Raw genomic sequence first — 22,466 nt, forward strand, 5'->3', positions numbered from 1 at the left:
CATTGGCTCGATTCGTCGCCTCTCGGCCCCGTCACAGCTGCGACTTCAGCGGCAGCACGAATTTCTCGATCAGCTTGTCCTTCATCGGCCGCTGCTGCCACATTTCATAGGTGTAGCGCTGCGCCTGCGCGAGGTCGGACTCGAAGACCGCGATCATTTTCTCGGCGAACGGCGGGTCGTAGAGATTGAGACTCGCCTCGTCGTTGAGGCGGAACGAACGGATGTCGAAATTCGTGGACCCGACCGACACCACCTCGCGGTCGACCACCAGCAGCTTCGTATGCAGCATCGTCGGCTGGTATTCGTGGATCTCGATGCCGGCCTGCAGCAGCGGACCCCATCCGGCTTTCGACGCGAACCGCACTGCGTCCGAGTCGATGTACGGGCCGGGCAGCAGGACGCGGACGCGCACGCCGCGTTCGCGCGCGGCAATCAGCGCCTTGACGATCAGCTCGTCCGGCACGAAGTACGACGCCGCGAGGTCGATTGATTGTTTAGCGGCGCTCACCGCCATCATGTACATCAGGTGCATGCTCTCGCTGCCGCCCGACGGCGACGCGAGGAAAAGGTGCGCGGCGACGTCGCCGACCGGGGACAGCTCCGGGAAATAGGCCGGACCGCTGAGCACTTCGCCGGTCGTCTTGATCCAGTTGTCGTTGAACGCCGCCTGCATCTGCGCGACGGCCGGACCCTCGATGCGGTAATGGGAATCGCGCCAGTGCTCGGGATCCTGGGCGTGTCCGAGCCACTGGTCCGCGATGCCGACCCCGCCGGTGAAGCCGATGCGCCCGTCGACAACCAGCAACTTGCGGTGCGTGCGGTTGTTGAGCCGATCGAGCGAGTACCAGTGCAACGGCCGGTAGCGATGCACCCGCACCCCGGCCTGCTCCATTTTCCGCAGCAGGCGCTCGTCCATCTTGATGCTGCCGGCCCAGTCGATCGTGACATTGACCGGGATGCCGGCTTGCGCACGCTCGGCGAGCGCGTCGGAGAACTCCCTGCCGATTTCGCCGGACCAGTAGATGTACGTCTCGAACGTGATCGAAGCGCGGGCTCCACGAATGGCCTGCAGCATCGCCGGGAATATCTCGTCACCATTCTGCAGCGCAGTGACGCGATTGCCTCCGATGATCGGCGGTCCCAGCAGCACCGACATCTCGCGCCGGAACTGCGGCGTGGCGACTGCGAAGCGGTGCGCGAGCACCTGTTCGAGCTTTTTTTCCGGGGTGGAGAAGTTCATCCCTACCAACGCCACGACTCCGGTGCCCACCGCCGTGATCGCGGCAGTCCAGAGCATGCGTTTAGACATCCATTTGCGTGGCATGGAAAAGCCCTTTCGGCGAGATGCAGGCAGTCCGGCGCGGCAGCTTCGCGTACGGCCCGCGACGTGGGAAATTGAAACACAGAAGCGCATGAGGAGGGGAGCCCTGCTTACCCGAAGTGATCTGTGCGGCCCGCTGCGACGCGCCTCGACCCTGTTTCTGCACCGGCCGGTCGTCAAAACGCTCTCATGGCGCACAGCGGCGGGGTTCGGCATTGAAGGGGCGGTGCGTAAGGCCGTCCAATCGTGCAAGAATCCCGTCCACCCGTCGCTGTCCGCCCGGCCCGATCACCGACGCGGGCCGGCGGGCCGATGCGTGTACGCGAGCGGTGGCCGCAGCACCCGATCGCGCTTTCAGGAGGCCTCCTCGCGATGAAGCCCGAAATCCCTGATCCCGCCACCGCCGCGCTCCCCGCCACCGCCCGCTCCGAACTGCGCCGCCACATCGATGCCGCGTGGCGCACGCCCGAACCCGAGTGCGTGCCGGCGTTGATCCGCGCCGCGCGGCTCGATGCGGAAATGCAGGCGCACATCGCCACGCAGGCGCGCGAGCTGGTCGCAGGACTGCGCGCGACGCGCACCCGCTCGAGCGGCGTCGACGCGCTGATGAAGGAGTTTTCGCTGTCGAGCCAGGAAGGCGTCGCGCTGATGTGCCTCGCCGAAGCGCTGCTGCGCGTGCCGGACTCCGCGACTGCCGACCGGCTGATCCGCGACAAGCTCGCCCACCGCGACTGGCATGCGCACCTCGGCCACAGCCCGTCGCTGTTCGTCAACGCCGCGACGTGGGGGCTGCTCGTAACCGGAAGGCTCGTGACGACGAGCAGCGCGCACGGGCTTTCGAGCGCGCTCTCGCGGATGCTCGCGCGCGGCGGCGAACCGCTGATCCGCCGCGGCATGGACCTGGCGATGCGCCTGCTCGGCGAGCAGTTCGTCACCGGCCGCAGCATCGCCGAAGCGCTCGAGCGCAGCGCCACGGCGCGGCGGCGCGGCTACCGCTACTCGTTCGACATGCTCGGGGAGGCGGCGATGACGGCGGCCGACGCGCGGCGCTACCTGGCGGGCTACGAGCAGGCGATCCACGCCATCGGCAAAGCGTCGGCCGGCCGTGGCGTGGTCGACGGCGACGGCATTTCGGTCAAGCTGTCGGCGCTGCATCCGCGCTACGTGTGGTCGCAGCGCGAGCGCGTGATCATTGAGCTGCTGCGGCGGCTGAAATCGCTATGCGTGCTGGCGAGGCACTACGACCTCGGCCTGAACATCGACGCCGAGGAAGCCGACCGTCTGGACCTGTCGCTCGACCTGCTCGAAGCGCTCGCGCTCGACGACGAGCTCGCCGGGTGGCAAGGTTTGGGTTTCGTCGTGCAGGCGTACCAAAAGCGCGCTCCGCAGGTCGTCGACTGGCTCATCGAACTGGCGCGGCGCAGCGGCCGGCGCCTGATGGTGCGGCTCGTCAAGGGCGCGTACTGGGACGCGGAAATCAAGCGCGCCCAGGTCGAGGGCCTCGCCGGTTACCCCGTGTTCACGCGCAAGCTCTACACCGATGTCGCCTACCTCGCGTGCGCCAAACAGCTGCTCGCGGCGCGCGACGTCCTCTATCCGCAGTTCGCGACGCACAACGCCCACACGCTCTCGGCGGTGTTCCAGCTTGCCGGCGACGACTACGCAGCCGGCGACTACGAGTTCCAGTGCCTGCACGGCATGGGCGAGCCGCTCTACGACCAGGTCGTCGGCGACGCCCCCCCGCGGCGCAGAGTGCGCATCTACGCGCCGGTCGGCAGCCACGAGACGCTGCTCGCCTACCTCGTGCGGCGCCTGCTCGAAAACGGCGCGAACTCGAGCTTCGTCAATCGCATCGTCGATGAAAACGTGAGCATCGACGCACTGGTCGCCGACCCGGTCGAGGAGGCGCTACCGCTCGCCGGCGCACCTCACCCGGGGATTCCGCTGCCGGCCGACCTGTACGGCAGCGAGCGGCGCAATTCGGCGGGCCACGACCTTGCGAGCGAGCCGGTCCGCGACCGTATCGGTGCCGCATTGCAGCGCAGCTGCAGCGTCGTGCGCCGCGCCGGGCCGCTGCTCGCGAACGGTGCAGCGTCGCCCGCGTCGCGCGGCAACATGCACGCGGTGCGCAATCCGGCGGACCACTCGGACGTCGTCGGGATGGTCGTTCATGCCGACGAGGCCGACGTCGAACGGGCGCTCGCCGCGGCGTCGGGGGCTGCCCCGGCGTGGGCGATGCGGGCGGCGGCGGCGCGCGCCGCGTGCCTCGAGCGCGCCGCCGAACTGATCGAGCGCGACACCGACGAGCTCGTCGCGCTGGCGGTGCGCGAAGCCGGCAAGTCATGGGCCAATGCTCTTGGGGAAGTGCGCGAGGCGGTCGATTTCTGCCGCTACTACGCTGCCCAAGTGCGCGACTTCGACAACGCGACCCATGTCGCCCTCGGACCGGTGCTGTGCATCAGCCCGTGGAATTTCCCGCTGGCGATTTTCACCGGACAGATCGCGGCGGCGCTCGCCGCAGGCAACCCGGTGCTCGCCAAACCGGCCGAACCGACGCCGCTGATCGCCGCCGCGGCAGTGGCCCTGTTCCGCGAAGCCGGCGTGCCGGCAGCCGTCCTGCAGTTGCTGCCCGGCGGCGGCGAGACCGTCGGCGCAGCGCTGGTCGCCGACCCGCGCGTGCGCGGCGTGCTGTTCACCGGCTCGGTCGAAGTCGCGACGCAGATCCATCGCGCGCTCGCAAAACGCGGCGGCGACGTGCCGCTGATCGCCGAAACCGGCGGGCAGAACGCGATGATCGTCGATTCGACGGCGCTCGCCGAGCAGGTGGTCGTCGACGCGATCGCGTCGGCGTTCGACTCCGCCGGCCAGCGCTGCTCGGCGCTGCGCGTGCTGTGCCTGCAGCACGACATCGCCGACGCCGTGCTCGCGATGCTGCGCGGCGCGCTCGACGAAATGCGGCTCGGCGACCCGTCGGACGTGCGCAACGACATCGGCCCGGTCATCGACGCGGACGCCCAGGCGGCGCTCGAGCGCCACGTCGCCGCAATGTACGCACACGGCGCGAAAATCACTCGCCTCGCGTTGCCGCAGCGCTGCACCCGAGGCACTTTCGTCGCGCCGACGATCATCGAGGTCGGCGACATCCGCGACATCGGCGGCGAGCACTTCGGTCCGATCCTGCACGTGCTGCGCTACCGCGCTGGCGAACTCGACCGCCTCATCGACGCGCTCAACGCGACCGGCTACGGCCTGACGATGGGCGTGCATTCGCGCATCGACGAGACGATCGACGCCGTGATCGCGCGCGCCCGCGTCGGCAACCTCTACGTCAACCGCAACATGATCGGCGCCGTCGTCGGTGTTCAGCCTTTTGGCGGCGAAGGGCTGTCCGGCACCGGTCCGAAAGCCGGGGCCCGCTGTATGTGCATCGCCTGCTGCGCCGCAGCCCGGGGCCGGCGCTGCAGGGGCGCGACCGGCTCCGGGACGACGAAGCGTTCGGCTGCCTCGTCGCCTGGCTCGACGACGCAGGACGGGTGTTGATCGACGCCGCCGGCCACGCCTTCCTGCTCGAGCGGATCGCCGCTTGCCGCGCGAGGCGCCTCGCCGGCCTGCGGCTCGCCCTGCCCGCCCCGACCGGCGAAGACAACAGCCTGCGTTTCGTCCCGCGCGGCCTCGTCGCCGGCGTCGCCGCGACTACCGTCGGGCGTCTGCACCAGCTCGTCGCCGCGCTCGCGAGCGGCAACTGCATCGTATTTGCGGACGATGCCGCGCATCGCGCGCTGTTCGACGCGCTGCCGGGCCCAGTGCGAAAAGCGGTGACGCTGGACAGCGACTGGGAAGGCCTTCCGTTTGGCGCGCTGCTGTTCGACGGCACTGTGGCAGAGGCCGACGCGTGGCGCGTGCGCCTCGCCGCACGCGATGGCCCGATCGTGCCGCTGCTGCAACCCGGACCCGAATACGATCCGGCGCGGCTCGTCCATGAGCGCACCGTCAGCATCAACACCGCTGCCGCTGGAGGCAATGCCAGCCTGATGGCGCTCGGCGCCTGACAGCAGTCAGTCCGGCGTCACTCGTCGGCGAGTTCCGGATATTCGCCGCGCAGCGTCTCCCCGTCGCGCCGCCAGGCGAGGCATTCGCCGACGAACGCGACGGCGCGAGAATCCGGCCAGCGCCGCGGGTCGGGGTCGATGGCGATCTGACGCGCGACGCGATCCGGCCAGGAAGCCTGCGTGTAGGTGTTGCCGACCTGAGTGATGAGGTCGGTCAGATGCGCGCAGCCTTCCGTGCCGCCGACGCGCTCACGAACCTGCCGGCCAAACCCGGGCCCGATGTGGAGCCCGATGAGGCGCCGATAAGCCGCAGCGGCATCCGGACACACTGCCGGCCATGGCGCCGCCATCATCCGCGCTTCCACATCGAGGATCGTGAACTCCTGGTCGATCAGGAACGTGATCGACATGTGATGGATCAGTTCGCCGGGACGGATCGGCTCGCGCGAGCGGAAAATCATCTCCTGCGTTTTCTCGTCCGCGACCGTCGCTTCGACTTCATACAGGCCGTCCTTGCGGCGATAGGCCCGACAGGTGATCTGCCGCGTATGCACGAGTTCGCGCTCGCATTCCCCAAACATTCCAGCTTCCTCCGAAGCGGTGGCCGTGTTCGCCACCGCAATAGCAAAAATCAATGATAACGGTCGCCGGCGAGGATCGACAGCTGGGGCTGTTCAACCGCGCGGCCGGTAGAGCGAAGCGCGCATCAGCAGCATCGCGGTCACCGGCGAAGTCAGGACGACGAACACCGCGATCAGCAGTTCATGCACCACCGGCCGCTGCGCGAGCGCCGACGAAACCAGGATCGAGGCGAGCAGGATGCAGCCCGCGCCGAGCGTGCTTCCCATCGTCGGGGCGTGGATGCGGGCGTGAAAATCGTGCAGCCGCAGCAGTCCGAGCGAACCGACGAGCGTCAACAGACCGCCGACGACGAGCAGCGCGGCGGCAGGGAGCGCGGCCCACAACGGCACGTTCATCGCGTTCACGGCTCGATGACCTCGCCGCGCAGCAGGAACTTGGCCATCGCGGTGGCGCCGACGAAGCCGAACAGCGCGATCAGCAGCGCGATGTCGAAATAGATCCCCGAGCCGAAGCCGACTCCCAGCGTGAGCACGACGAGCATGCCGCTGATGTACAGCGTGTCGAGGGCGAGCACCCGGTCCTGCGCCTGCGGGCCACGCAGCAGGCGGAGCGCGGCGCACCCCATCGCGACCGAAACGCACATCAGGGCGAAGTACACCGCCCACGGAAGGACATTGCTCATTCGAAGATCTCCATCAGCGGCCGTTCGTAGCGCTGCTTGACCGTTCGGATCCACTCCGCTTCGTCGTGCAGGTCGAGGATATGCAGCGTCAACACCCCGCTCTCGCGGTCGTGCCCGGCCCAGACCGAGCCGGGGCACGCGGTGACGATCATCGCCAGCACGGCAAGTCCGTGCGGAGCGCGCAGTTCGAGCGGAATCTTGACGAAACCGACGTACGGCTGCCGCCTCGACGCGCCGAGGATGACGCGGCCGACCGCGATGTTGGAGCGGATGACATCGACGAGGACGACGAAGAACAGACGAACCGCGACGTCGAAGCGCCGCGGCCACGCGGATACCGGGCGCAGCGCGGCGACCGCGAGCGTGATCAGGCCGGCGAACACCACGCCGAGCGCGATCTGCCCCGGCGCGAAGCTGCCGTTGAGGGCCAGCCACATCACCAGGAGGAAGACCGGCAGGACTGGCACCCTGCGTCTCATCGCGCGAAGCCTTCCGTCACCGTCATCCCCGGCAGCACCGCCTCGACGTAGCCGCGGCCCTCGAGGTATTGCGCGGTCGTGTTGAAATACGTCATCGCCGGCCCCGCACCGCCGGCGAGCGCGACGCACAGCAGCAGCAGCGCGGTGACGGGGACGGCTTCGGTCCATTGCAGCCGCGGCACGCTGCGCTCGGTGCTCCAGAAGATGCGCGTCCCGATGCGCGACAACGCGACCACGCCGGCGAAGCCGGAGAGCAGCAGCGCGGCGATGAACAGCCCGGGGTGCGGGGCGTTGGAGCCGGGCCCCGGCTCGAATGCGATCGCCGCGACCAGCAGCGTGAACTTCCCGACGAACCCCGACAGCGGCGGCAGCCCGGTCACCAGCACCGCACACAGGATGAACGCCAGGCCGAGGAAAGCCATTGCGGCCGGGATCGGAAAGCCGACGACGCTCTCGATTTGCCTGGGGTCCTGGGGATCCTGGAGCCCGAAAGCTTCGAAGCTGACCGCGAGGAGGTCGGCCGCGATCGCCCGGCCGCGTTCGGCCATTTCTATGACCATGAAGAACGCGGCGCTCGCGAGCACCGAGCTGACAAGATAGAACAGGCCCGGCCCCGTCAGCGCGTAGCCGTCGAAACCGAACGCCGTCAGCAGCGTTCCCGACGAGACGATCACCGTGCAGCCGGCGAGGCGATCCAGCTGCTGCGCGGCGAGCATTCCGAGCGTTCCCGTCGCGATCGTCGCGAGGCCGCTGTAGAACATCCATTCGCCGCCGAACGGGGCCGGCGCAGCGTCGCCGAGCAGCGTTTCGAAGCGCACCAGCGCATAGATGCCGACTTTCGTCAGGATCGCGAACACGCCCGCCACGGGCGCAGCTGCCGCACCGTAGGCCGGAACCAGCCAGAAGTTGAGGGGCCAGGCGCCCGCCTTGACGAGGAACACGACGCCGAGCAGCGCCGCGGCCGCGTCGACGAGCGCTCGTTCGTCCCCGATGAGGAGCGGGATGCGCAACGCCAGTTCGGCCATGTTGAGCGTGCCGGTGACGCCGTAAATGAGGGCCGCCGCAATCAGGAAAAGCAGCGACGCAACGAGATTGACGACGATGTAATGCAGTCCCGCCCTGACCCGTGTCGCGCCCGAGCCGTGCAGGACGAGCCCGTACGACGCGGCGAGCAGCACTTCGAAAAAGACGAACAGGTTGAAGAGATCGCCGGTCAGGAAGGCGCCGCTGATCCCCATCAGCAGGAACTGCGAAAGCGGCAGGAAATGCGCGCCGGCGCGCTCCCACCGCGCGAGCGAATACACGAGCGTCGCGAGTCCCAGCGTCGCGCCCAGCGTGAGCATGATCGCCGACAGGCGGTCGACGACCAGCACGATGCCGAACGGCGCAGCCCAATCGCCGAGCGCATAAACGCCGACGTCGCTCGCCCATGGCGCACTGATTAGTTCGCCGCTCATTCCCAGCAGCGTGAGCGCGACGACCAGCTGCGCGATCGTCGAGGTCAGCGCGAGAATCGTGCGCGCCCGCCGCCGGGTTTCGCCGAACAGCAGCATCGCCGCTCCCGCGAACAGCGGCAGCACGACCGGCAGAATCGGCAGATGCTGCAGCCAGCCGCTCATGCCAGGGCTCCACAGAAGGGGCCGTCGACCGGGCGAGGTACCGCGACAGAACGCATCCGCTTCGTCATTCCTGCTCCGGCTCCCGCCCGTCGACGTGGTCGGTGCCCGTCAGTCCGCGCGATGCGAGCAGCACGACGAGGAACAGCGCGGTCGTCGCGAAACCGATGACGATCGCCGTCAGCACCAGCGCCTGCGGCAGCGGATCGGCGTAAAACGCGGGGTTGCTGCCGTGGGACGGCACGATCACCGGCGCACGGCCGAGATTGAGCCGCCCCATGCTGAAAATGAACAGGTTCACCGCGTACGCCAGCAGCGACAGGCCGATGATGACCTGGAAGGTGCGGGGGCGCAGCAGCAGGTACACGCCTGAGCCGCCCATGATCCCGATCGCCAGTGCGAGGATGATTTCCATCAGACGAATCCTCCGCGATCGAGCATCGCCTTGCGGTGGTGGCTGCGCAGCGACTGGTGCGCGAGCGCGACGAGCATCAGCACCGTCGCTCCGACGACGAGCATGTAGACCCCGAGATCGAACAGCAGCACCGTCGACAGATGGATTTCACCGAGCAGCGGCAGCTCGCCGTGCCAGGACAAGTTCGACAGGAACGGCTCGGTCGCAAGCCACGCCCCGGCTCCGGCCGTTCCCGCCGCGAGCAGCCCGGTCGCGATCCAGTATTGGGGATGGATGCGCAGCCGCGACTCCACCCACACCGTGCCGCCGACGATGTACTGCAGGATCACCGCGGTCGCGAGCACGAGCCCGCCGACGAAGCCGCCGCCCGGCGCATTGTGCCCACGGAGCAGGAAGAACAGCGACACCAGCGTCGCCAGCGGCAGGAGCAGTCGCACGATCACCGCCGGCAGCATCAGGTAACCGTCCGGCAAGGGCGCGGCAGGATCGGGCAGCCGCTCTTCACTGCCGCCGTCCGCTCCGTCCTGCTCGCTTTGCTGGCGTGGCAGCGCGACGCTCTCGGGCGCCGGGCGGAAGCGGCGCAGGAGCGCATACACCGTCAGCGCGACGATCCCGAGCACGGTGATTTCGCCGAAGGTGTCGAACCCCCGGAAGTCGACGAGGATGACGTTAACAACGTTCAGGCCGCCGCCCTCCGACAACGCCCGTTCGACGAAGAACGGCGAGATGCCGTCGGTCGGAGGACGAGTCAGGATGGCATAGGCGAGACCGGCGAGCCCGAGTCCCGCCACGGTGGCGATGAGGGTGTCGCGGCCGCGGCGCACGCGCGTGGTCATCGGCACGCGTTCGCCCAGGCGGAAGCGCTCGTCACGCCGCGGCAGCCAGCGCAGCCCGAGCAGGATCAGCACCGCAGTGACGACCTCGACGGTGAGTTGCGTGAGCGCGAGATCGGGCGCCGAGAACCAGACGAAGGTCAGGCTCGTCGCCAGCCCCGCGCCCCCGGACAGGATCAGCGCCGCGAAGCGGTGATGCTTGGCTTGCCAGGCGGCGGTGACCGCGCACGCCGCGCCGATGACCCACATCAGCACGAAGGCCGGATGAGGAGGAAGAATCGGGCGCGTGCCCCACGACCAGCCTGCGGTCAGCGCCGGATAAAGCGCGCCCACGACCGCCACCGCGACCACCAGTAGCAGTTGCGTTTGCAGGCGGCGCGAGGACAGCGCACGCAGCGCACGCTCGGCACCCGACATGATCGCGGTCTGTGCCAGATCGAACGCCCGCTTGCCGTCGAAGCGGCCGAGCAGCGGCGCACGGACCGCCGGATAGCGCCACAGCAGCGCGTACAGCAGGATCCCCCGGCGAGCGCGGCGAAGCTCATCAGCACCGGCAAGTTGAACCCGTGCCACACCGCGAGACTGTAGGCGGGCGCATCGGCGCCGAGAATCGCCGTCGTCGCCGTCTTCAGGAACGGGCCGACGGTGTGCGCCGGAAAAACTCCGACCAGCAGGCACATCAGCACCAGCAGCGCGCTCGGCAGCAGCATCCAGCGCGTCGGTTCGTGCGGCGCGCGCGGCAGGTCGGTCGCTTTCGGCCCGAGGAATACTTCGGCGATGAAGCGCAGCGAATAGGCGACGCTGAACATCCCCGCGACCGTCGCCGCGAGCGGCAGCCCGATCCGCTGCACGTCGGGGCGCTGCAGGAAAACGGTTTCGGAGAAGAACATCTCCTTCGACAGAAACCCGTTGAGCAGCGGCACGCCGGCCATCGACGCAGCGGCGACGAACGCGAGCGTCGCGGTGAGCGGCATCGCACGGTAAAGACCGGACAGGCGCTTCAGGTTGCGCGTGCCGGTCTCGTGGTCGACGATGCCGGCGGCCATGAACAGCGTCGCCTTGAAAGCCGCATGATTGACGATGTGGAACACCGCAGCGACCAGCGCCAGTTGCGTGTTCATCCCGAGGAGCAGCGTGATGAGGCCGAGATGGCTGATCGTCGAATACGCGAGCACGCCTTTCATGTCTTCCTGGAACATCGCCAGGTACGCGCCGATCGCCAGCGAGCACAAGCCGGCGCCGCCAATGATCCAGAACCACGCGTCGGTCCCGGACAACACCGGCCACAGCCGCGCCAGCAGGAACACTCCGGCCTTGACCATCGTCGCCGAGTGCAGATAGGCCGAAACCGGCGTCGGCGCCGCCATCGCGTGCGGCAGCCAGAAATGGAACGGGAACTGCGCGCTTTTTGTCAGCGCACCGAACGCGATCAGCGCGAGCACTGCCGGATACCAGGGATGCGACCGCAGCACCGCAGCCGAGGCGAGCACGACGTCCAGGTCGTAGCTTCCGGCCATGTGGCCGAGCAGGAGCACGCCGCCGAGCAGCGAAAGTCCGCCCGCTGCCGTGACGGTGAGCGCCATGCGCGCTCCCCGACGCGCGTCCACGCGGTGATGCCAGTACGCGATGAGCATGAACGAGGCGAGGCTCGTCAGCTCCCAGAACATCGTCATCTGGATCAGGTTGCCCGACAGCACCACGCCGAGCATCGCACCCATGAACGCGAGAAAGAAGGCGAAGAACCGCGGCACCGGGTCGGCCGGCGACATGTAATAGCGCGCATACACGACGACGAGCGTCCCCATCGCGACGACCAGCATCGCGAACAGCCACGCGAAACCGTCGAGCCGCAGCGAGAAGTTCAGCCCGAGTTCCGGCGCCCACGGCAGCGACGCGCGGACGACGCCGCCGTCGACGACCTGCGGATACAGGCTCGCCGTCAGGAGGGTCGCCGCGAGCGCAACCAACCCGGCGAGCCATGCTTCGGCATTTCGGGCGTTCGACGGGAGGAAGGCGGCGCACAGGCTGCCGGCGAACGGCAGCAGGATGATCAGGAGCAAAGTCATTTTGCTCCAATGCTAACCCGTAATGACGGATCCCTGCGAACCATGCCGTAACGCTAAAAGGCGTTATCGCGGAAACATTCAAGCAAAAAGGCCAGTCTTTCGACTGGCCTTTTTGCTTGAATCCGTGGCGCGCCCGGAGAGATTCGAACTCCCTACCCCTTGGTTCGTAGCCAAGTACTCTATCCAGATGAGCTACGGGCGCTTTGTGAAGAAGCGAGATTCTAACAGGTCTCGCTGCCGCGTCAACCACCTCACGGTATTTTTTCGGAATCACCGTAATTTCATCGAAAATCCTGTCGAATCATCGATTTGGTGAAGTTTTCCCGCTCTTGCGAGCTACCGCGAGACGCCGCAGGCCGGCATTATGGACACGCCCGCCGCGCCGCGCAAGCATTTTTGCTGGCGGCCGGGTTCACCGCGTGTAATAGCCCACGCCGACGATCTTGTCGCCGACCTTGCGGAAAAAGCTGTGTTTCGACTCGAGCTTTTCGGTCAGCGGATTGCGCCACGCGTAATCGAGTTCCCCTTCGCCCTTGCGCCCGACGATGTTCAGCATGTCGGTGACGACGGCCTTGCCTTTCGGGTCGCGCAACGCGCTGCCGTCGGTGCCGACCATCGCCGGAGAACCCCCGTGGGCTACGAAGCGCCGGGTCGGGATATCGATGACGAAGACGTAGAGATCATCCTGGATAAAACCGCCGTCGATCGCATTGAAAGCGTTCAGCGCGGCGTCGCCCTTTTCGTTCAGCGCGGTGACGGCACGCTCGAGCAGGCCTTTCGCCTGCTCGGCAGTGGCGCGCGGCGTGTAGTACCCCACCGCGATGATGCGGTCGTTCACCCGCTCGAACAGCGTGACTTTCGGTTCGACGCGGTTATCGACGCGGTTGAGCCAGCGGTACTCGATACGGCCGTGGCCCGTTTTCGCCGCGGTGTCGAGCATGTCGCGGAAAAACTCCTTGCCCGTTACATCCTTCATCGTCGCGACGTTGCGTCCGACCAGCGCGACGGATGGCCCGCCGCTCGCGAGCATTTCGCCGTCGAGGGTCATTACATAGACGTAAAGCTCCTTGTCGCTGAACGCCGGCGACTGATTGAAATCGGCCAGCGCGGCTTCGCCCTTGTCGCGATAGTGGGCGACGGCCTTCTCGAGCAGGCGGCGGCTGCGGTTCTCGTCGGCGCGCTGGACGAGGTCGGCCTGTGCGGTCGGAGCGGTTGCGGCGGATGCGGTGGCTGCCGCGTGGGCCGCCGGAAACGCGAAGCTGCACAGGCACAGGGAGGCGATGCGAAGAGTGGTTTTCATGGAATGGAATTAGTTTCAGTAATGATTGGATGCACAAAAATTATCGGATATGACGATGATTGTCGAGACATGCCTGTTACGCGATCTCCGGCGCCGTGCATAGCGGCAGCTGGTCCGGTCAGCCAAGGCGGTAAACGCGCGCTTCATACGGCCGGAGCAGCAGCCTGTCAGTCGGGGGATGCGACTCGACCGGATGGTTCGCGAGCAGCAACCCGCTGCCCTCCAGCAGCAGGCCAGGCTCGTGGTATCGAGCTTCGTCGCGCGTCAGGTTCGTGATGATCAGGTAGCGCCGCGCACCCTGCGTGCGGCTGTAGGCGTAGATCTGCGCATCGTCCTCCATCAGCAGCTCGTAGTGGCCATAGACGAGCCCTGGCTCGCGTTTGCGTAGCGCGATCAGGCAACGGTAATGGTTCAGCACCGACGCGGGGTCGGGCTCCTGCAACTCGGCGTTGATCTCGTTGAAGTTCGGATTGACCCGCAGCCACGGGGTGCCGGTGCTGAACCCGGCGTTCGCCGACCCGTTCCACGGCATGGGCGTGCGGGCGTTGTCGCGCGAGACGATCGACAACAGGTCGATGATGTCACGCTCGCCGAGTCCTTCGCGCTTCATCAACGCGAAGCGGTTCTTCGTCAGGACGTCGTTGAAATCGTCGAGCGCCGCAAAGCGGCTGTTCGTCATGCCGAGCTCCTGCCCCTGGTAGATGAACGGCGTGCCCTGCATCAGGAAATACATCGTCGCCAGCGCGGTCGCGCTCTCGCGCCAGTAGCGGCCGGTATCGCCCCAGCGCGATACGACCCGTGGCAGGTCGTGGTTTTCGAGGAACAGCGCATTCCAGCCGATGCCTTCGAGGCTCTTCTGCCATTTCGTCAGCACCGCTTTCAGCGCCGGAAGGTCGAGTCCGTTGCGCGGCGCCTTCTTCCACAGCGCGGAATGCTCGAACTGGAAAATCATGTTGAGTCGCCGGTGCTCCTCGCCGACCCAGGCTCTGGCCTGCTGCGGCGACACGCCGTTGGCTTCGCCGACGGTCATCACGTCGTAGTGATCGAACGTGTGGCGGCACAACTCGTCGAGGTAGTCGAGCACGCCATCGACGTTCATGTGCTTCTCGAACGACGGCACGTAATCGAGGCCGTGCGGATTGGGCATGTCGGGCAGGCCCGGCTCCTTTTTCTTGTGGCTGACGGCATCGAGCCGGAAGCCGTCGACGCCTTTGTCGAGCCACCAGCGCACCATTTCGTAGATCGCGGTCCGCACTTCCGGGTTGTCCCAGTTCAGGTCCGGCTGGCGCTCGGAGAACAGGTGCAGGAAATACTGACCGGTCGCGGCGTCGTGTTTCCATGCCGAGCCTTTGAAAATGCTCTCCCAGTTGTTCGGCTCGCGCCCGTCCTTGCCGTCGCGCCACAGGTACCAGTCGCGCTTGGGGTTGTTCAGCGATGCGCGCGATTCGAGAAACCACGGGTGCAGGTCGCTGGTGTGGTTCGCGACGAGATCGAGGATCAGCCGCATGCCACGGCGGTGGACTTCGGCGAGCAGGCGGTCGAAATCCGCCATCGTGCCGAAGTCGTCCATGATCGCCTGGTAATCGCTGATGTCGTACCCGTTGTCGTCGTTCGGCGAACCGAACACCGGGCAGAGCCAGATCACGTCGACGCCGAGCGACTTCACGTAGTCGAGCCGCGCAGTGATGCCGTTCAGGTCGCCGATCCCGTCGCCGTTCGAATCCATGAAGCTGCGCGGATAGATCTGATACACGACGGCTTCCTTCCACCATGCCCTGCCCGCCGCGTCGTCGCCTGCCGTCCTCATCCGTGCCTCTCCTCGCTGTTCAGTCGAATCATCGATTGTCGCAGTTCCGGCCCGTCTCGCGGCGAACTGCGTGGCGGCCGGAGCAGGCACGGTGGACACTTTTGCGCGCGGCGGGCACTCTCCCGTTTCTGTCCATCCGCTTCGATCGTCCCGATGCCCACTGGCTGTTCCGACACCTACCCCCGGCTGATCGGCGACATCGGCGGCACGCACGCCCGCTTCGCCGTCATCGATTCGCCGGGCAGCCCGCCGACGCGCTTTCGCACGCTGTGTTGCGACGATCACCCCGGACTCCTGGACGCCGTCCAGGCTTACCTGCTGCTGGAACAGGGGCTTGCCGCGCCGCGTGTGGCCGCGTTCGGCATCGCCAATCCGATTGAAGGCGATCGGGTGCAGATGACGAATCACGACTGGTCGTTTTCGATCGAGCAGCTGCGCCTGGACCTCGGACTCGCGCGGCTCGTGGTCCTCAACGACTTCACCGCGCTCGCGCTGTCGCTGCCCGGCCTGCAGGCCGGTGAACGGCGTCAGATCGGCGGCGGCCACGAGCGCGCCGGGCGGCCGGTCGCGCTAATCGGACCGGGTACGGGCCTCGGCGTGTCGGGACTGGTGCGCTGCGGCAACGGATACGCGCCGCTCGAAGGCGAAGGCGGCCACGTCACGCTGGCGGCGTCCACGCCACGCGAAGCGGCGCTCCTCGCAGTGCTCGCCGCTCGCTTCGGCCACGTGTCGGCCGAGCGCGCGTTATCGGGACCGGGGCTCGTCGCCCTGCACGACGCGATCCGGCAGCTCGCGGGCGCCCCGCCGCTGGCCCTCGAAGCGGACGAGATCAGCGCCCGGGCGATCGCCGCGAGCTGCCCGTGGTGCGCCGAGGCGCTGCAAGTCTTCTGCGCGATGCTCGGTACCGTCGCCGGCGACCTTGCGCTGACGCTCGGCGCATTCGGCGGCGTGTATATCGGCGGAGGAATCGTGCCGAAGCTCGGCGACTTCTTCGATCGATCGGATTTCCGTCCGCGCTTCGAACAGAAAGGACGGTTCTCGGACTACCTCGCGCGCATCCCCTGCTACGTCATCCTCGCCGAATACCCGGCGCTGCTCGGCGCCGCGACGGCGCTCGACAACGCGCTCGCCGGCGAAAGGAGCACCTGACGGCGGAAAATCGCCCCGACGAGCCGTCCTCATCAAGCCGGCAGCGGTACGGCGCCCTGCGACCGCAGGCTCCAGCCCGAGCCGGTGCACACCGCTTCGCGACACGTCGCGACCATGAAGCGCCCGATGCGCGCGTCGTGGTCCCGTTCCTCGATTTCGATGCGCCGCCGACCGACCTCGGCATCCTGCCGCTCGATCGGCGCGAAACGCACCAGATTGTATGAATTCGGCCGGCCGTTGCGCCGCCGCGTCGACATCGACGTGCCGGCCTGCAGCACCAGAGCATCGCGTGAGCCGTCTCCGGTCGTCACACAGTACGGCAAATGGATGTGACCGCCGAGAAACAGGTCGGCGCCTGCCGCGATCCACGCGGCGAGCGCCGCGTCGGCCCCGCGCACGCGGTTGCGCCGGTCCGAAGGCTCGATGATCTCGAGCGGGTGGTGCAGCGCGACGACCTTGAAAGCCTCGCCGAGGGCCGCAAGCTGGCGCGCAACTTCCTCGACGAGCGGCGCCGGCAGTTCGCCATGCTTGTGTCGCAGCATGCGTGTCGAATTGACGCCGACGACGGCGACGCGGCGTCCCCGCCACAGCGGGGAAAGCGACGCGCAAATATGGCGCCGGTAGAAGCGGTAAGGCTGGGTGAAGCGCGTGAAGAGATCGAACAGCGGCAGATCATGATTGCCGGGCAGCGCCAGCACCGGAAGCGGCGCCAGGCTGTCGAGGAAGGCTCGTGCAGCGCGGAACTGCGCCTGCCGGGCGCGCTGCGTGATGTCGCCGGTCAGCACGACGAGGTCCGGCGCTTCGCGCAGCAGGTCCTCACGCAGCGCATCGCGCACCGGCGCGTCCTCGGTGCCGAAATGCGGGTCTGAAATATGGGCCAGCCGCATCACGCGCGCACCTCGGGCACTGCCGGCACGAGAACCTGCAACGCTTCCGGCACCGATCTCACGACGAGCGGCAGCTCGCAGTCGATCAGTTCGCCGTCGAGCGCGACGCGGATATGCCGCGTGCGCTCGTCGAGCCGCTCGATCTGCACCGTCAGCGCACAATACTGGCGCAGGTTTTCCGCGGTCTCGAGGCGGGCCAAGGCGCCGCGCAGCACCAGCGCGAGCAGGTCGTGTCGGCCGACCTCGCGCAGCGCGAGCACCGCCAGTTCGCCGCGCGCGACGCACACCGCCTCGTCGAGGCCGAGCTGCTCCATCTGCAACGCGTTGCGGCCGAAGAACACCGTCAGCGTCGACAAGGTCAGCGGTTGGCCGTCGATCTGCAGCGCGAGACGGTACGGACGGTGCTCGCGCATCAGCGTGACGAGCCCGGAGACGAACGCGACGAAGCGGTTGCGCCCGAAGCGCCGCTTGTGCACTTCCCGCCATTCGAGCAGGCGCCGGTACAGACCGATGCTCGCGTTGTTGAGGAACAGCCTGCCATTGACTTCGCCGACCGCGACCCGGCGGATCGACCCGTCCACGACCACTTGCGCCGCGGCGGCCGGATCGAGCGGAATGCCGAGTTCTCGCGCGAAGTAGTTGAAAGTTCCGAGCGGGATCACTGCGAACGGCAGGCTGCGCTGGTACGCGACCGAAGCGACCGCGTTCAGCGTGCCGTCGCCGCCGGCCGCCGCGAGGATGCCCGGGCGCCGGTCGGCCGCCGCGCGAACGAGCGCCGCCAGTTCGCGCGGTCGCTTCGCGACCAGCAGCTCGACGTCGCGACCGCTCGCTCGCAGCACTTTTTCGATCGCCGCGCGGGAGTCTGACTTGTCCTCGCGGCCGGAGCCGGCGTTCATCACGACGGTGATCGGCAGCTGCCGCAGATCGGCAGCCGGCTGCGGCGCCGGAGGCAGCGGGTGAAGGGACAGGGTCTCGCGACTCAACGTTTTCTCCAGTGCAACCCGATGGTCGGGCAGTTCGGTTCGACGTAATGACGACGCGCTGCGCCGGCAGTTCCGGAAAGAGCTCCGGACGCGGCGAGTGACGAATGAGGCGGCCGTCCCGGTAGCATTCGCTGCCCTCCGCTCCGATCAGAACCCGATTACCGGTCCGCTCCACGTCGCGTCTCTCGGTCGCGCGCGAGCCATCGCTTCGGCGGCGTCGCACCAACCTTCGCAAGCGTTGCGCCCCGGCCGGCCACGCCACAGGTTCAGCAGCCCCTTGCACCGCGCGTAAAGATGAAAGAAACGCAGCACCGCGCGGCACTCGGCCGAACTCGGGCGATGCGCGGCGCACACCAGCTTGTCGTCGGTCATGCCGCGGTCCCTCAGGATCACCGCGCCCCAAGCTCTCGTCACGACCCGGCTGCCGAGCGGCAGGCGCGGCCCGAGCACGAGCGCGTCGAGCAGATCGCCTTCGTAACCGATATAGGCCGGCACCGAGCCGTAATTGAACGGGCACGGCAGCGGCGAGATGAAATCGACGTGACCAGTCGAGCCGCGTTTTACGAAGCTTCCTTTCGGGATCTCGATCAGGACTTCGAACTCGGGCGGCTCCCGATCGAGTAAAGACGGACTCGAAGTTGCGTCGTTCATTGCGCAAGCCTACGCCGTTCCGACGTGACGGCACGGACAAGGTATATTTCGTCCTCGGCCGGCGGACCGGAGCGCCGCACGTCGCGGCTTTTCCCGGTTTCACGCGCTTTGCCGGAAACGGCCCCGATAGACACCGTAATACCTTCGGCAATACCCACGGATTTCATGCCCTTACCCGCCATCGTTCCCGCCGAGTACGCGTCGCAGCTCGCGGACAAAGTGACGCAGTTCAAACACGCTTTCGCCCCTTTCGCCGTCCCCGACCCGGCGATCTTCCCCTCCGCGCCGCTGCACTACCGGCTGCGTGCCGAGTTCCGCATGTGGCACGACGGCGAGCGCGTCGATTATGCAATGTTCGACCCTGCCGAGCCAAAGCAGCCGATTGCGATCGAGCACTTCGACATCGCCGCCGCGCCGATCTGCGCGGCGATGCCGCGGCTGCGCGAACGGCTGCAGGCGAGCGAAATCCTGAAACGCCGCCTGTTCCAGGTCGAGTTTCTCGCCACGCTCAGCGGCGAACTGATGATCAGCCTGGTTTATCACCGTCCGCTCGACGCAAGCTGGGAAGCGGCAGCACGCGAACTGGCGGCCGAGCTCGGCGTTCAGCTGATCGGGCGCAGCCGCAAGCAGAAGATCGTGCTGGACCGCGACTGGCTGCTGGAACGGTTCGCCCTCGACGGCCGCCCGCTGCAGTACAAGCAGATCGAAGGCAGCTTCACGCAGCCCAACGGCGGCGTAAACCGGCAGATGCTCAGCTGGGCCTGCGAACAGGCGCGCGGCTCCGGCGGCGACCTGCTGGAGTTGTATTGCGGCAACGGCAACTTCACTGTCGCGCTGGCGCCGTTGTTCGAGCGGGTGCTCGCCACCGAAGTCAGCAAGACGTCGGTCGAGGCTGCGCACTACAACCTCGCTGCGAACGACATCGGCAATGTCGCGATGGTGCGCATGTCGAGCGACGAGATCAGCGCTGCGCTCGCCCGCACGCGCGAATTCCGGCGCATGAAGGGCGTAGACCTCGACCGCTACCGGTTCTCGACGCTGTTCGTCGATCCGCCGCGCAGCGGACTGGACGCAGCGACGATCGAACTCGCGCGCGGTTTCGACCGCATCCTGTACATCTCCTGCAACCCGCAGACGCTGCAGGAAAACGTCGCCGCGCTGCAGGCGACGCACCGCATCACGGCCGCCGCGGTGTTCGACCAGTTTCCGTACACCCGCCACCTGGAGTGCGGATTGCTGTTGACGCGGCGCGCAGGCGGCGGATGAAGCGGGCCGCAGGCGGCACGATCCGGCAATAGGGAACGATCCCGATCGTGACCGAACGCTACGCGCTGATGGCCGCCTGTGCCCTTGCGGCAGCCTCTCTTTTCCTGGTGCTGCGCCTGGACCTGTTGCCGGCGCTGCTGACCGGGCTGCTGGTTCACGAGCTGGTCCATCTGCTCGCCCCGCGCCTGCCGAAGCAGCTCTCGGGCGGCGCGGCAAACCGGCTGCGCTGGTGCTGGTCGTCGGAGTGGCCACGATCCTGGTGGTGGCGATGGTCCTCGGCGCGGTCGCTTTTTTCCGCAGCGACGCGGGCGATCTCGCGAACCTGCTCACCCGCATGGCGGCGATCATCGAAGGGCTGCGCGAATCGGTGCCGCCGTGGGTGGTCGACCACTTTCCGAACGGCGTCGATCCGATCAAGGAAGCGATATCGCGCTGGCTGCGCGAACATGCGATCGAAGTCGGAGGGGTCGGCAAGGACGCGGGCATCGTCATGGCCCACATCGTCGTCGGCCTGATCATCGGCGCGATGGTGTCGCTGCACGAGCTGCAGGCCGGCCAGGAATACGCGCCGCTCGCCCGCGCGCTGAGCGAGCGGGCCGGGCGGCTCGCCGACGCGTTCCGCCGCATCGTCTTCGCGCAGGTGAAGATCTCGGCGATCAATGCGATCTTCACCGCGCTGTACCTGGTGGCCGTGCTGCCGCTGCTCGGCGTCCAACTGCCGTTGGTCAAGACGATGATCGCGGTGACGTTCATCGCCGGCCTGCTGCCGATCCTCGGCAACCTGATCTCGAACACCGTCATCATCGTCGTCAGCTTCGCCCATTCGCCGCAGGTCGCGCTCGGTTCGCTGGCGTTCCTGGTCAGCGTGCACAAGGCGGAATATTTCCTCAATGCCCGGATCGTCGGCGGCGAGATCCGCGCCAAGGCGTGGGAGCTGCTGCTGGCGATGCTCGTGATGGAGGCCGCTTTCGGCCTGCCGGGCGTCGTCGCGGCGCCGATCTTCTACGCCTACCTCAAGGACGAACTGCGCGCACGCGGGCTCGTTTGACTTGCGCGCGGCACCTGTCACGATAAGCCCTGCGTCCCACCCACCACTGCAAAGGATTTGCTTTCCCATGTTCGAGCACGTCGACGCCTATCCCGGCGACCCCATCCTCTCCCTCGTCGAAACTTTCCACCGCGACCCGCGCCCGCAGAAAGTGAACCTCGGCATCGGGCTGTACTACGACGAAGACGGCCGCATCCCGCTGCTCGGTTCGGTCGAGAAGGCCGAAGCGGCGCTGGCTGCAAATCCCGGCCCGCGCCCCTACCTGCCGATGGAAGGGGCAAGCGACTATCGCGCCGCCGTGCAGAAACTCCTGTTCGGCGCGGACAGCGCGGCGTTGCGCGCCGGACGCATCGCGACGATCCAGACCATCGGCGGCTCGGGTGCATTGAAAGTCGGCGCCGATCTCCTGAAGCGCTATTTTCCGGCGAGCGAAGTGTGGGTCAGCAATCCGACCTGGGACAACCATCGTTCGATCTTCGAGGGCGCCGGCATCGAAGTGCACGACTACCCGTACTACGACGCCGCGAGCGGCGGCGTGCGTTTTGACGAGATGCTCGCGACGCTGCAGTCGCTGCCCGCGCAGAGCATCGTGCTGCTGCATCCGTGCTGCCATAACCCGACCGGGGTCGACCTGTCCAAAGCACAGTGGCAGGAAGTGATCGCGGTGGCGGCGTCGCGCCGGCTGATCCCGTTCCTCGACATCGCCTACCAGGGCTTCGGCGACAACCTCGACGATGACGCGTACGCGATCCGCGCGATGGCCGATGCCGGCGTGAGTTTCTTCGTCAGCAACTCGTTCTCGAAGAACCTGTCGTTCTACGGCGAGCGCTGCGGCGGCCTGTCGGTCGTGTGCAAGGATGCCGACGAAGCCGAACGCGTGCTTGGCCAGCTGAAATTCACCGTGCGCCGCAACTACTCGAGCCCGCCGGTGCACGGGGGCCGGGTTGCTGCCGCGGTCATGAACGATGCCGGACTGCACGAGGAATGGGTCGGCGAAGTGCGTGAAATGCGCGAACGCATCAAGGCGATGCGCCAGAAGCTCTACGAAGTGCTGAGCAGCAGGTTGCCGGGGCGGGATTTCAGCTACTTCGTCAAGCAGCGCGGCATGTTCAGCTACACCGGACTGACGCCCGCGCAGGTCGATCGCCTGCGCGAGGAGTTTGCCGTGTACGTCGTGCAGTCCGGTCGCATGTGCGTCGCCGGCCTCAATCGCGGCAACGTCGATTACGTCGCGGGGGCGATGGCGGCGGTGCTGCGCGAGCCCGATACTGCCGCTGCCTGACCCTTTCGCGCACCGCTTGCGGACGCGACGGCGCTCGTCGTCGCGCCGCG

General features: G+C 67.3%; 18 protein-coding genes, 1 tRNA gene and 1 pseudogene. 5 read left to right on the forward strand and 15 right to left on the reverse strand.

The features are described from left to right. Positions 1 to 31: 31 nt before the first annotated feature. The gene (locus PA01_02660) at positions 32 to 1,297 is read right to left on the reverse strand and encodes a cardiolipin synthase B (protein ID KON80687.1); all 1,266 of its coding nucleotides are present in this window, start codon (positions 1,295 to 1,297) and stop codon (positions 32 to 34) included. A 396-nt stretch (positions 1,298 to 1,693) separates the two neighbouring features. Here PA01_02660 and putA point away from each other — a divergent pair. Continuing rightward, positions 1,694 to 5,370, forward strand: a pseudogene (putA, locus tag PA01_02665) (trifunctional transcriptional regulator/proline dehydrogenase/L-glutamate gamma-semialdehyde dehydrogenase). Between the two features lie 17 nt (positions 5,371 to 5,387). Here the strand turns inward: putA and PA01_02670 are convergent. The 11 genes from PA01_02670 to PA01_02715 all read right to left on the reverse strand — a co-directional run bounded on the left by PA01_02670 (position 5,388) and on the right by PA01_02715 (position 15,150). Beyond that, positions 5,388 to 5,951 (reverse strand): DUF2889 domain-containing protein, encoded by a 564-nt coding sequence (locus tag PA01_02670; protein KON80688.1) that lies wholly within the window; start codon positions 5,949 to 5,951, stop codon positions 5,388 to 5,390. 93 nt (positions 5,952 to 6,044) lie between these two features. Further along, on the reverse strand, positions 6,045 to 6,347 hold the full coding sequence (gene mnhG, locus PA01_02675) for a monovalent cation/H(+) antiporter subunit G (protein ID KON82258.1): 303 nt from the start codon (positions 6,345 to 6,347) through the stop codon (positions 6,045 to 6,047). Positions 6,348 to 6,352: 5 nt separating this feature from the next. Beyond that, on the reverse strand, positions 6,353 to 6,634 hold the full coding sequence (locus tag PA01_02680; protein KON80689.1) for a K+/H+ antiporter subunit F: 282 nt from the start codon (positions 6,632 to 6,634) through the stop codon (positions 6,353 to 6,355). Further along, entirely contained in the window at positions 6,631 to 7,101 is a 471-nt protein-coding gene (locus PA01_02685; GenBank protein ID KON80690.2) for a Na+/H+ antiporter subunit E, read from the reverse strand. Before PA01_02685 ends, PA01_02680 begins: the two co-directional genes overlap by 4 nt. Before the next feature lie 8 nt (positions 7,102 to 7,109). Beyond that, a complete protein-coding gene (locus PA01_02690) occupies positions 7,110 to 8,732 on the reverse strand; it encodes a monovalent cation/H+ antiporter subunit D (GenBank protein KON80691.1) in 1,623 nt (540 codons plus the stop codon). A 64-nt stretch (positions 8,733 to 8,796) separates the two neighbouring features. Beyond that, entirely contained in the window at positions 8,797 to 9,144 is a 348-nt protein-coding gene (locus PA01_02695) for a Na+/H+ antiporter subunit C (GenBank protein ID KON80692.1), read from the reverse strand. Continuing rightward, positions 9,144 to 10,310 carry a DUF4040 domain-containing protein gene (locus tag PA01_18490; protein ID KAI5913015.1) on the reverse strand — a complete coding sequence of 389 codons (1,167 nt, stop codon included), beginning with the start codon at positions 10,308 to 10,310 and terminating at the stop codon, positions 9,144 to 9,146. Before PA01_18490 ends, PA01_02695 begins: the two co-directional genes overlap by 1 nt. Continuing rightward, positions 10,286 to 12,043, reverse strand: coding sequence for a hypothetical protein (locus tag PA01_18495; protein KAI5913016.1), 1,758 nt, complete (start codon positions 12,041 to 12,043; stop codon positions 10,286 to 10,288). Before PA01_18495 ends, PA01_18490 begins: the two co-directional genes overlap by 25 nt. A 125-nt stretch (positions 12,044 to 12,168) precedes the next feature. Beyond that, positions 12,169 to 12,245 (reverse strand) — tRNA-Arg (locus tag PA01_02705). 210 nt (positions 12,246 to 12,455) lie between these two features. Beyond that, positions 12,456 to 13,343 carry a cache domain-containing protein gene (locus tag PA01_02710; protein ID KON82259.2) on the reverse strand — a complete coding sequence of 296 codons (888 nt, stop codon included), beginning with the start codon at positions 13,341 to 13,343 and terminating at the stop codon, positions 12,456 to 12,458. 118 nt (positions 13,344 to 13,461) lie between these two features. Beyond that, a complete protein-coding gene (locus PA01_02715) occupies positions 13,462 to 15,150 on the reverse strand; it encodes an alpha-glucosidase (protein KON80693.1) in 1,689 nt (562 codons plus the stop codon). A gap of 153 nt (positions 15,151 to 15,303) precedes the next feature. On the opposite strand from PA01_02715, the gene PA01_02720 reads away from it, so the two are divergent. Beyond that, positions 15,304 to 16,299 (forward strand): glucokinase, encoded by a 996-nt coding sequence (locus tag PA01_02720; protein ID KON80694.1) that lies wholly within the window; start codon positions 15,304 to 15,306, stop codon positions 16,297 to 16,299. Positions 16,300 to 16,331: 32 nt separating this feature from the next. On the opposite strand, the gene PA01_02725 is transcribed toward PA01_02720, so the two are convergent. The 3 genes from PA01_02725 to PA01_02735 all read right to left on the reverse strand — a co-directional run bounded on the left by PA01_02725 (position 16,332) and on the right by PA01_02735 (position 18,820). After that, on the reverse strand, positions 16,332 to 17,186 hold the full coding sequence (locus tag PA01_02725) for a metallophosphoesterase (GenBank protein KAI5913017.1): 855 nt from the start codon (positions 17,184 to 17,186) through the stop codon (positions 16,332 to 16,334). After that, positions 17,186 to 18,169 (reverse strand): diacylglycerol kinase, encoded by a 984-nt coding sequence (locus PA01_02730; protein ID KON82260.2) that lies wholly within the window; start codon positions 18,167 to 18,169, stop codon positions 17,186 to 17,188. Before PA01_02730 ends, PA01_02725 begins: the two co-directional genes overlap by 1 nt. Positions 18,170 to 18,316: 147 nt before the next feature. Next, on the reverse strand, positions 18,317 to 18,820 hold the full coding sequence (locus tag PA01_02735; protein ID KON80695.1) for an inorganic diphosphatase: 504 nt from the start codon (positions 18,818 to 18,820) through the stop codon (positions 18,317 to 18,319). A 165-nt stretch (positions 18,821 to 18,985) separates the two neighbouring features. Between PA01_02735 and trmA the strand changes: the two genes are divergently transcribed. From trmA to PA01_02750, 3 genes are all read left to right on the forward strand, one after another. Beyond that, positions 18,986 to 20,086: a tRNA (uridine(54)-C5)-methyltransferase TrmA gene (gene trmA, locus PA01_02740; protein KON80696.1), complete on the forward strand. Its 1,101-nt coding sequence runs from the start codon at positions 18,986 to 18,988 to the stop codon at positions 20,084 to 20,086. 229 nt (positions 20,087 to 20,315) lie between these two features. After that, the gene (locus PA01_02745) at positions 20,316 to 21,134 is read left to right on the forward strand and encodes a hypothetical protein (protein ID KAI5913018.1); all 819 of its coding nucleotides are present in this window, start codon (positions 20,316 to 20,318) and stop codon (positions 21,132 to 21,134) included. A 67-nt stretch (positions 21,135 to 21,201) separates the two neighbouring features. Continuing rightward, positions 21,202 to 22,416, forward strand: a complete 1,215-nt coding sequence (locus tag PA01_02750) for an aspartate/tyrosine/aromatic aminotransferase (GenBank protein ID KON80697.1) — start codon at positions 21,202 to 21,204, stop codon at positions 22,414 to 22,416. Positions 22,417 to 22,466: the final 50 nt, after the last annotated feature.

Origin of the sequence: Azoarcus sp. PA01 (genome assembly GCA_001274695.2) — a bacterium.
In the GTDB taxonomy this organism is placed as follows: domain Bacteria; phylum Pseudomonadota; class Gammaproteobacteria; order Burkholderiales; family Rhodocyclaceae; genus Aromatoleum.

Coding starts and splice junctions, on each gene's coding strand:
- PA01_02660 (KON80687.1), bottom strand. CDS start 1,297: ATGCTCTGGACTGCCGCGATCACGGCGGTGGGCACCGGAGTCGTGGCG.
- PA01_02670 (KON80688.1), bottom strand. CDS start 5,951: ATGTTTGGGGAATGCGAGCGCGAACTCGTGCATACGCGGCAGATCACC.
- mnhG (KON82258.1), bottom strand. CDS start 6,347: ATGAACGTGCCGTTGTGGGCCGCGCTCCCTGCCGCCGCGCTGCTCGTC.
- PA01_02680 (KON80689.1), bottom strand. CDS start 6,634: ATGAGCAATGTCCTTCCGTGGGCGGTGTACTTCGCCCTGATGTGCGTT.
- PA01_02690 (KON80691.1), bottom strand. CDS start 8,732: ATGAGCGGCTGGCTGCAGCATCTGCCGATTCTGCCGGTCGTGCTGCCG.
- PA01_02695 (KON80692.1), bottom strand. CDS start 9,144: ATGGAAATCATCCTCGCACTGGCGATCGGGATCATGGGCGGCTCAGGC.
- PA01_18495 (KAI5913016.1), bottom strand. CDS start 12,043: ATGACTTTGCTCCTGATCATCCTGCTGCCGTTCGCCGGCAGCCTGTGC.
- PA01_02710 (KON82259.2), bottom strand. CDS start 13,343: ATGAAAACCACTCTTCGCATCGCCTCCCTGTGCCTGTGCAGCTTCGCG.
- PA01_02715 (KON80693.1), bottom strand. CDS start 15,150: ATGAGGACGGCAGGCGACGACGCGGCGGGCAGGGCATGGTGGAAGGAA.
- PA01_02720 (KON80694.1), top strand. CDS start 15,304: ATGCCCACTGGCTGTTCCGACACCTACCCCCGGCTGATCGGCGACATC.
- PA01_02725 (KAI5913017.1), bottom strand. CDS start 17,186: ATGCGGCTGGCCCATATTTCAGACCCGCATTTCGGCACCGAGGACGCG.
- PA01_02735 (KON80695.1), bottom strand. CDS start 18,820: ATGAACGACGCAACTTCGAGTCCGTCTTTACTCGATCGGGAGCCGCCC.
- trmA (KON80696.1), top strand. CDS start 18,986: ATGCCCTTACCCGCCATCGTTCCCGCCGAGTACGCGTCGCAGCTCGCG.
- PA01_02750 (KON80697.1), top strand. CDS start 21,202: ATGTTCGAGCACGTCGACGCCTATCCCGGCGACCCCATCCTCTCCCTC.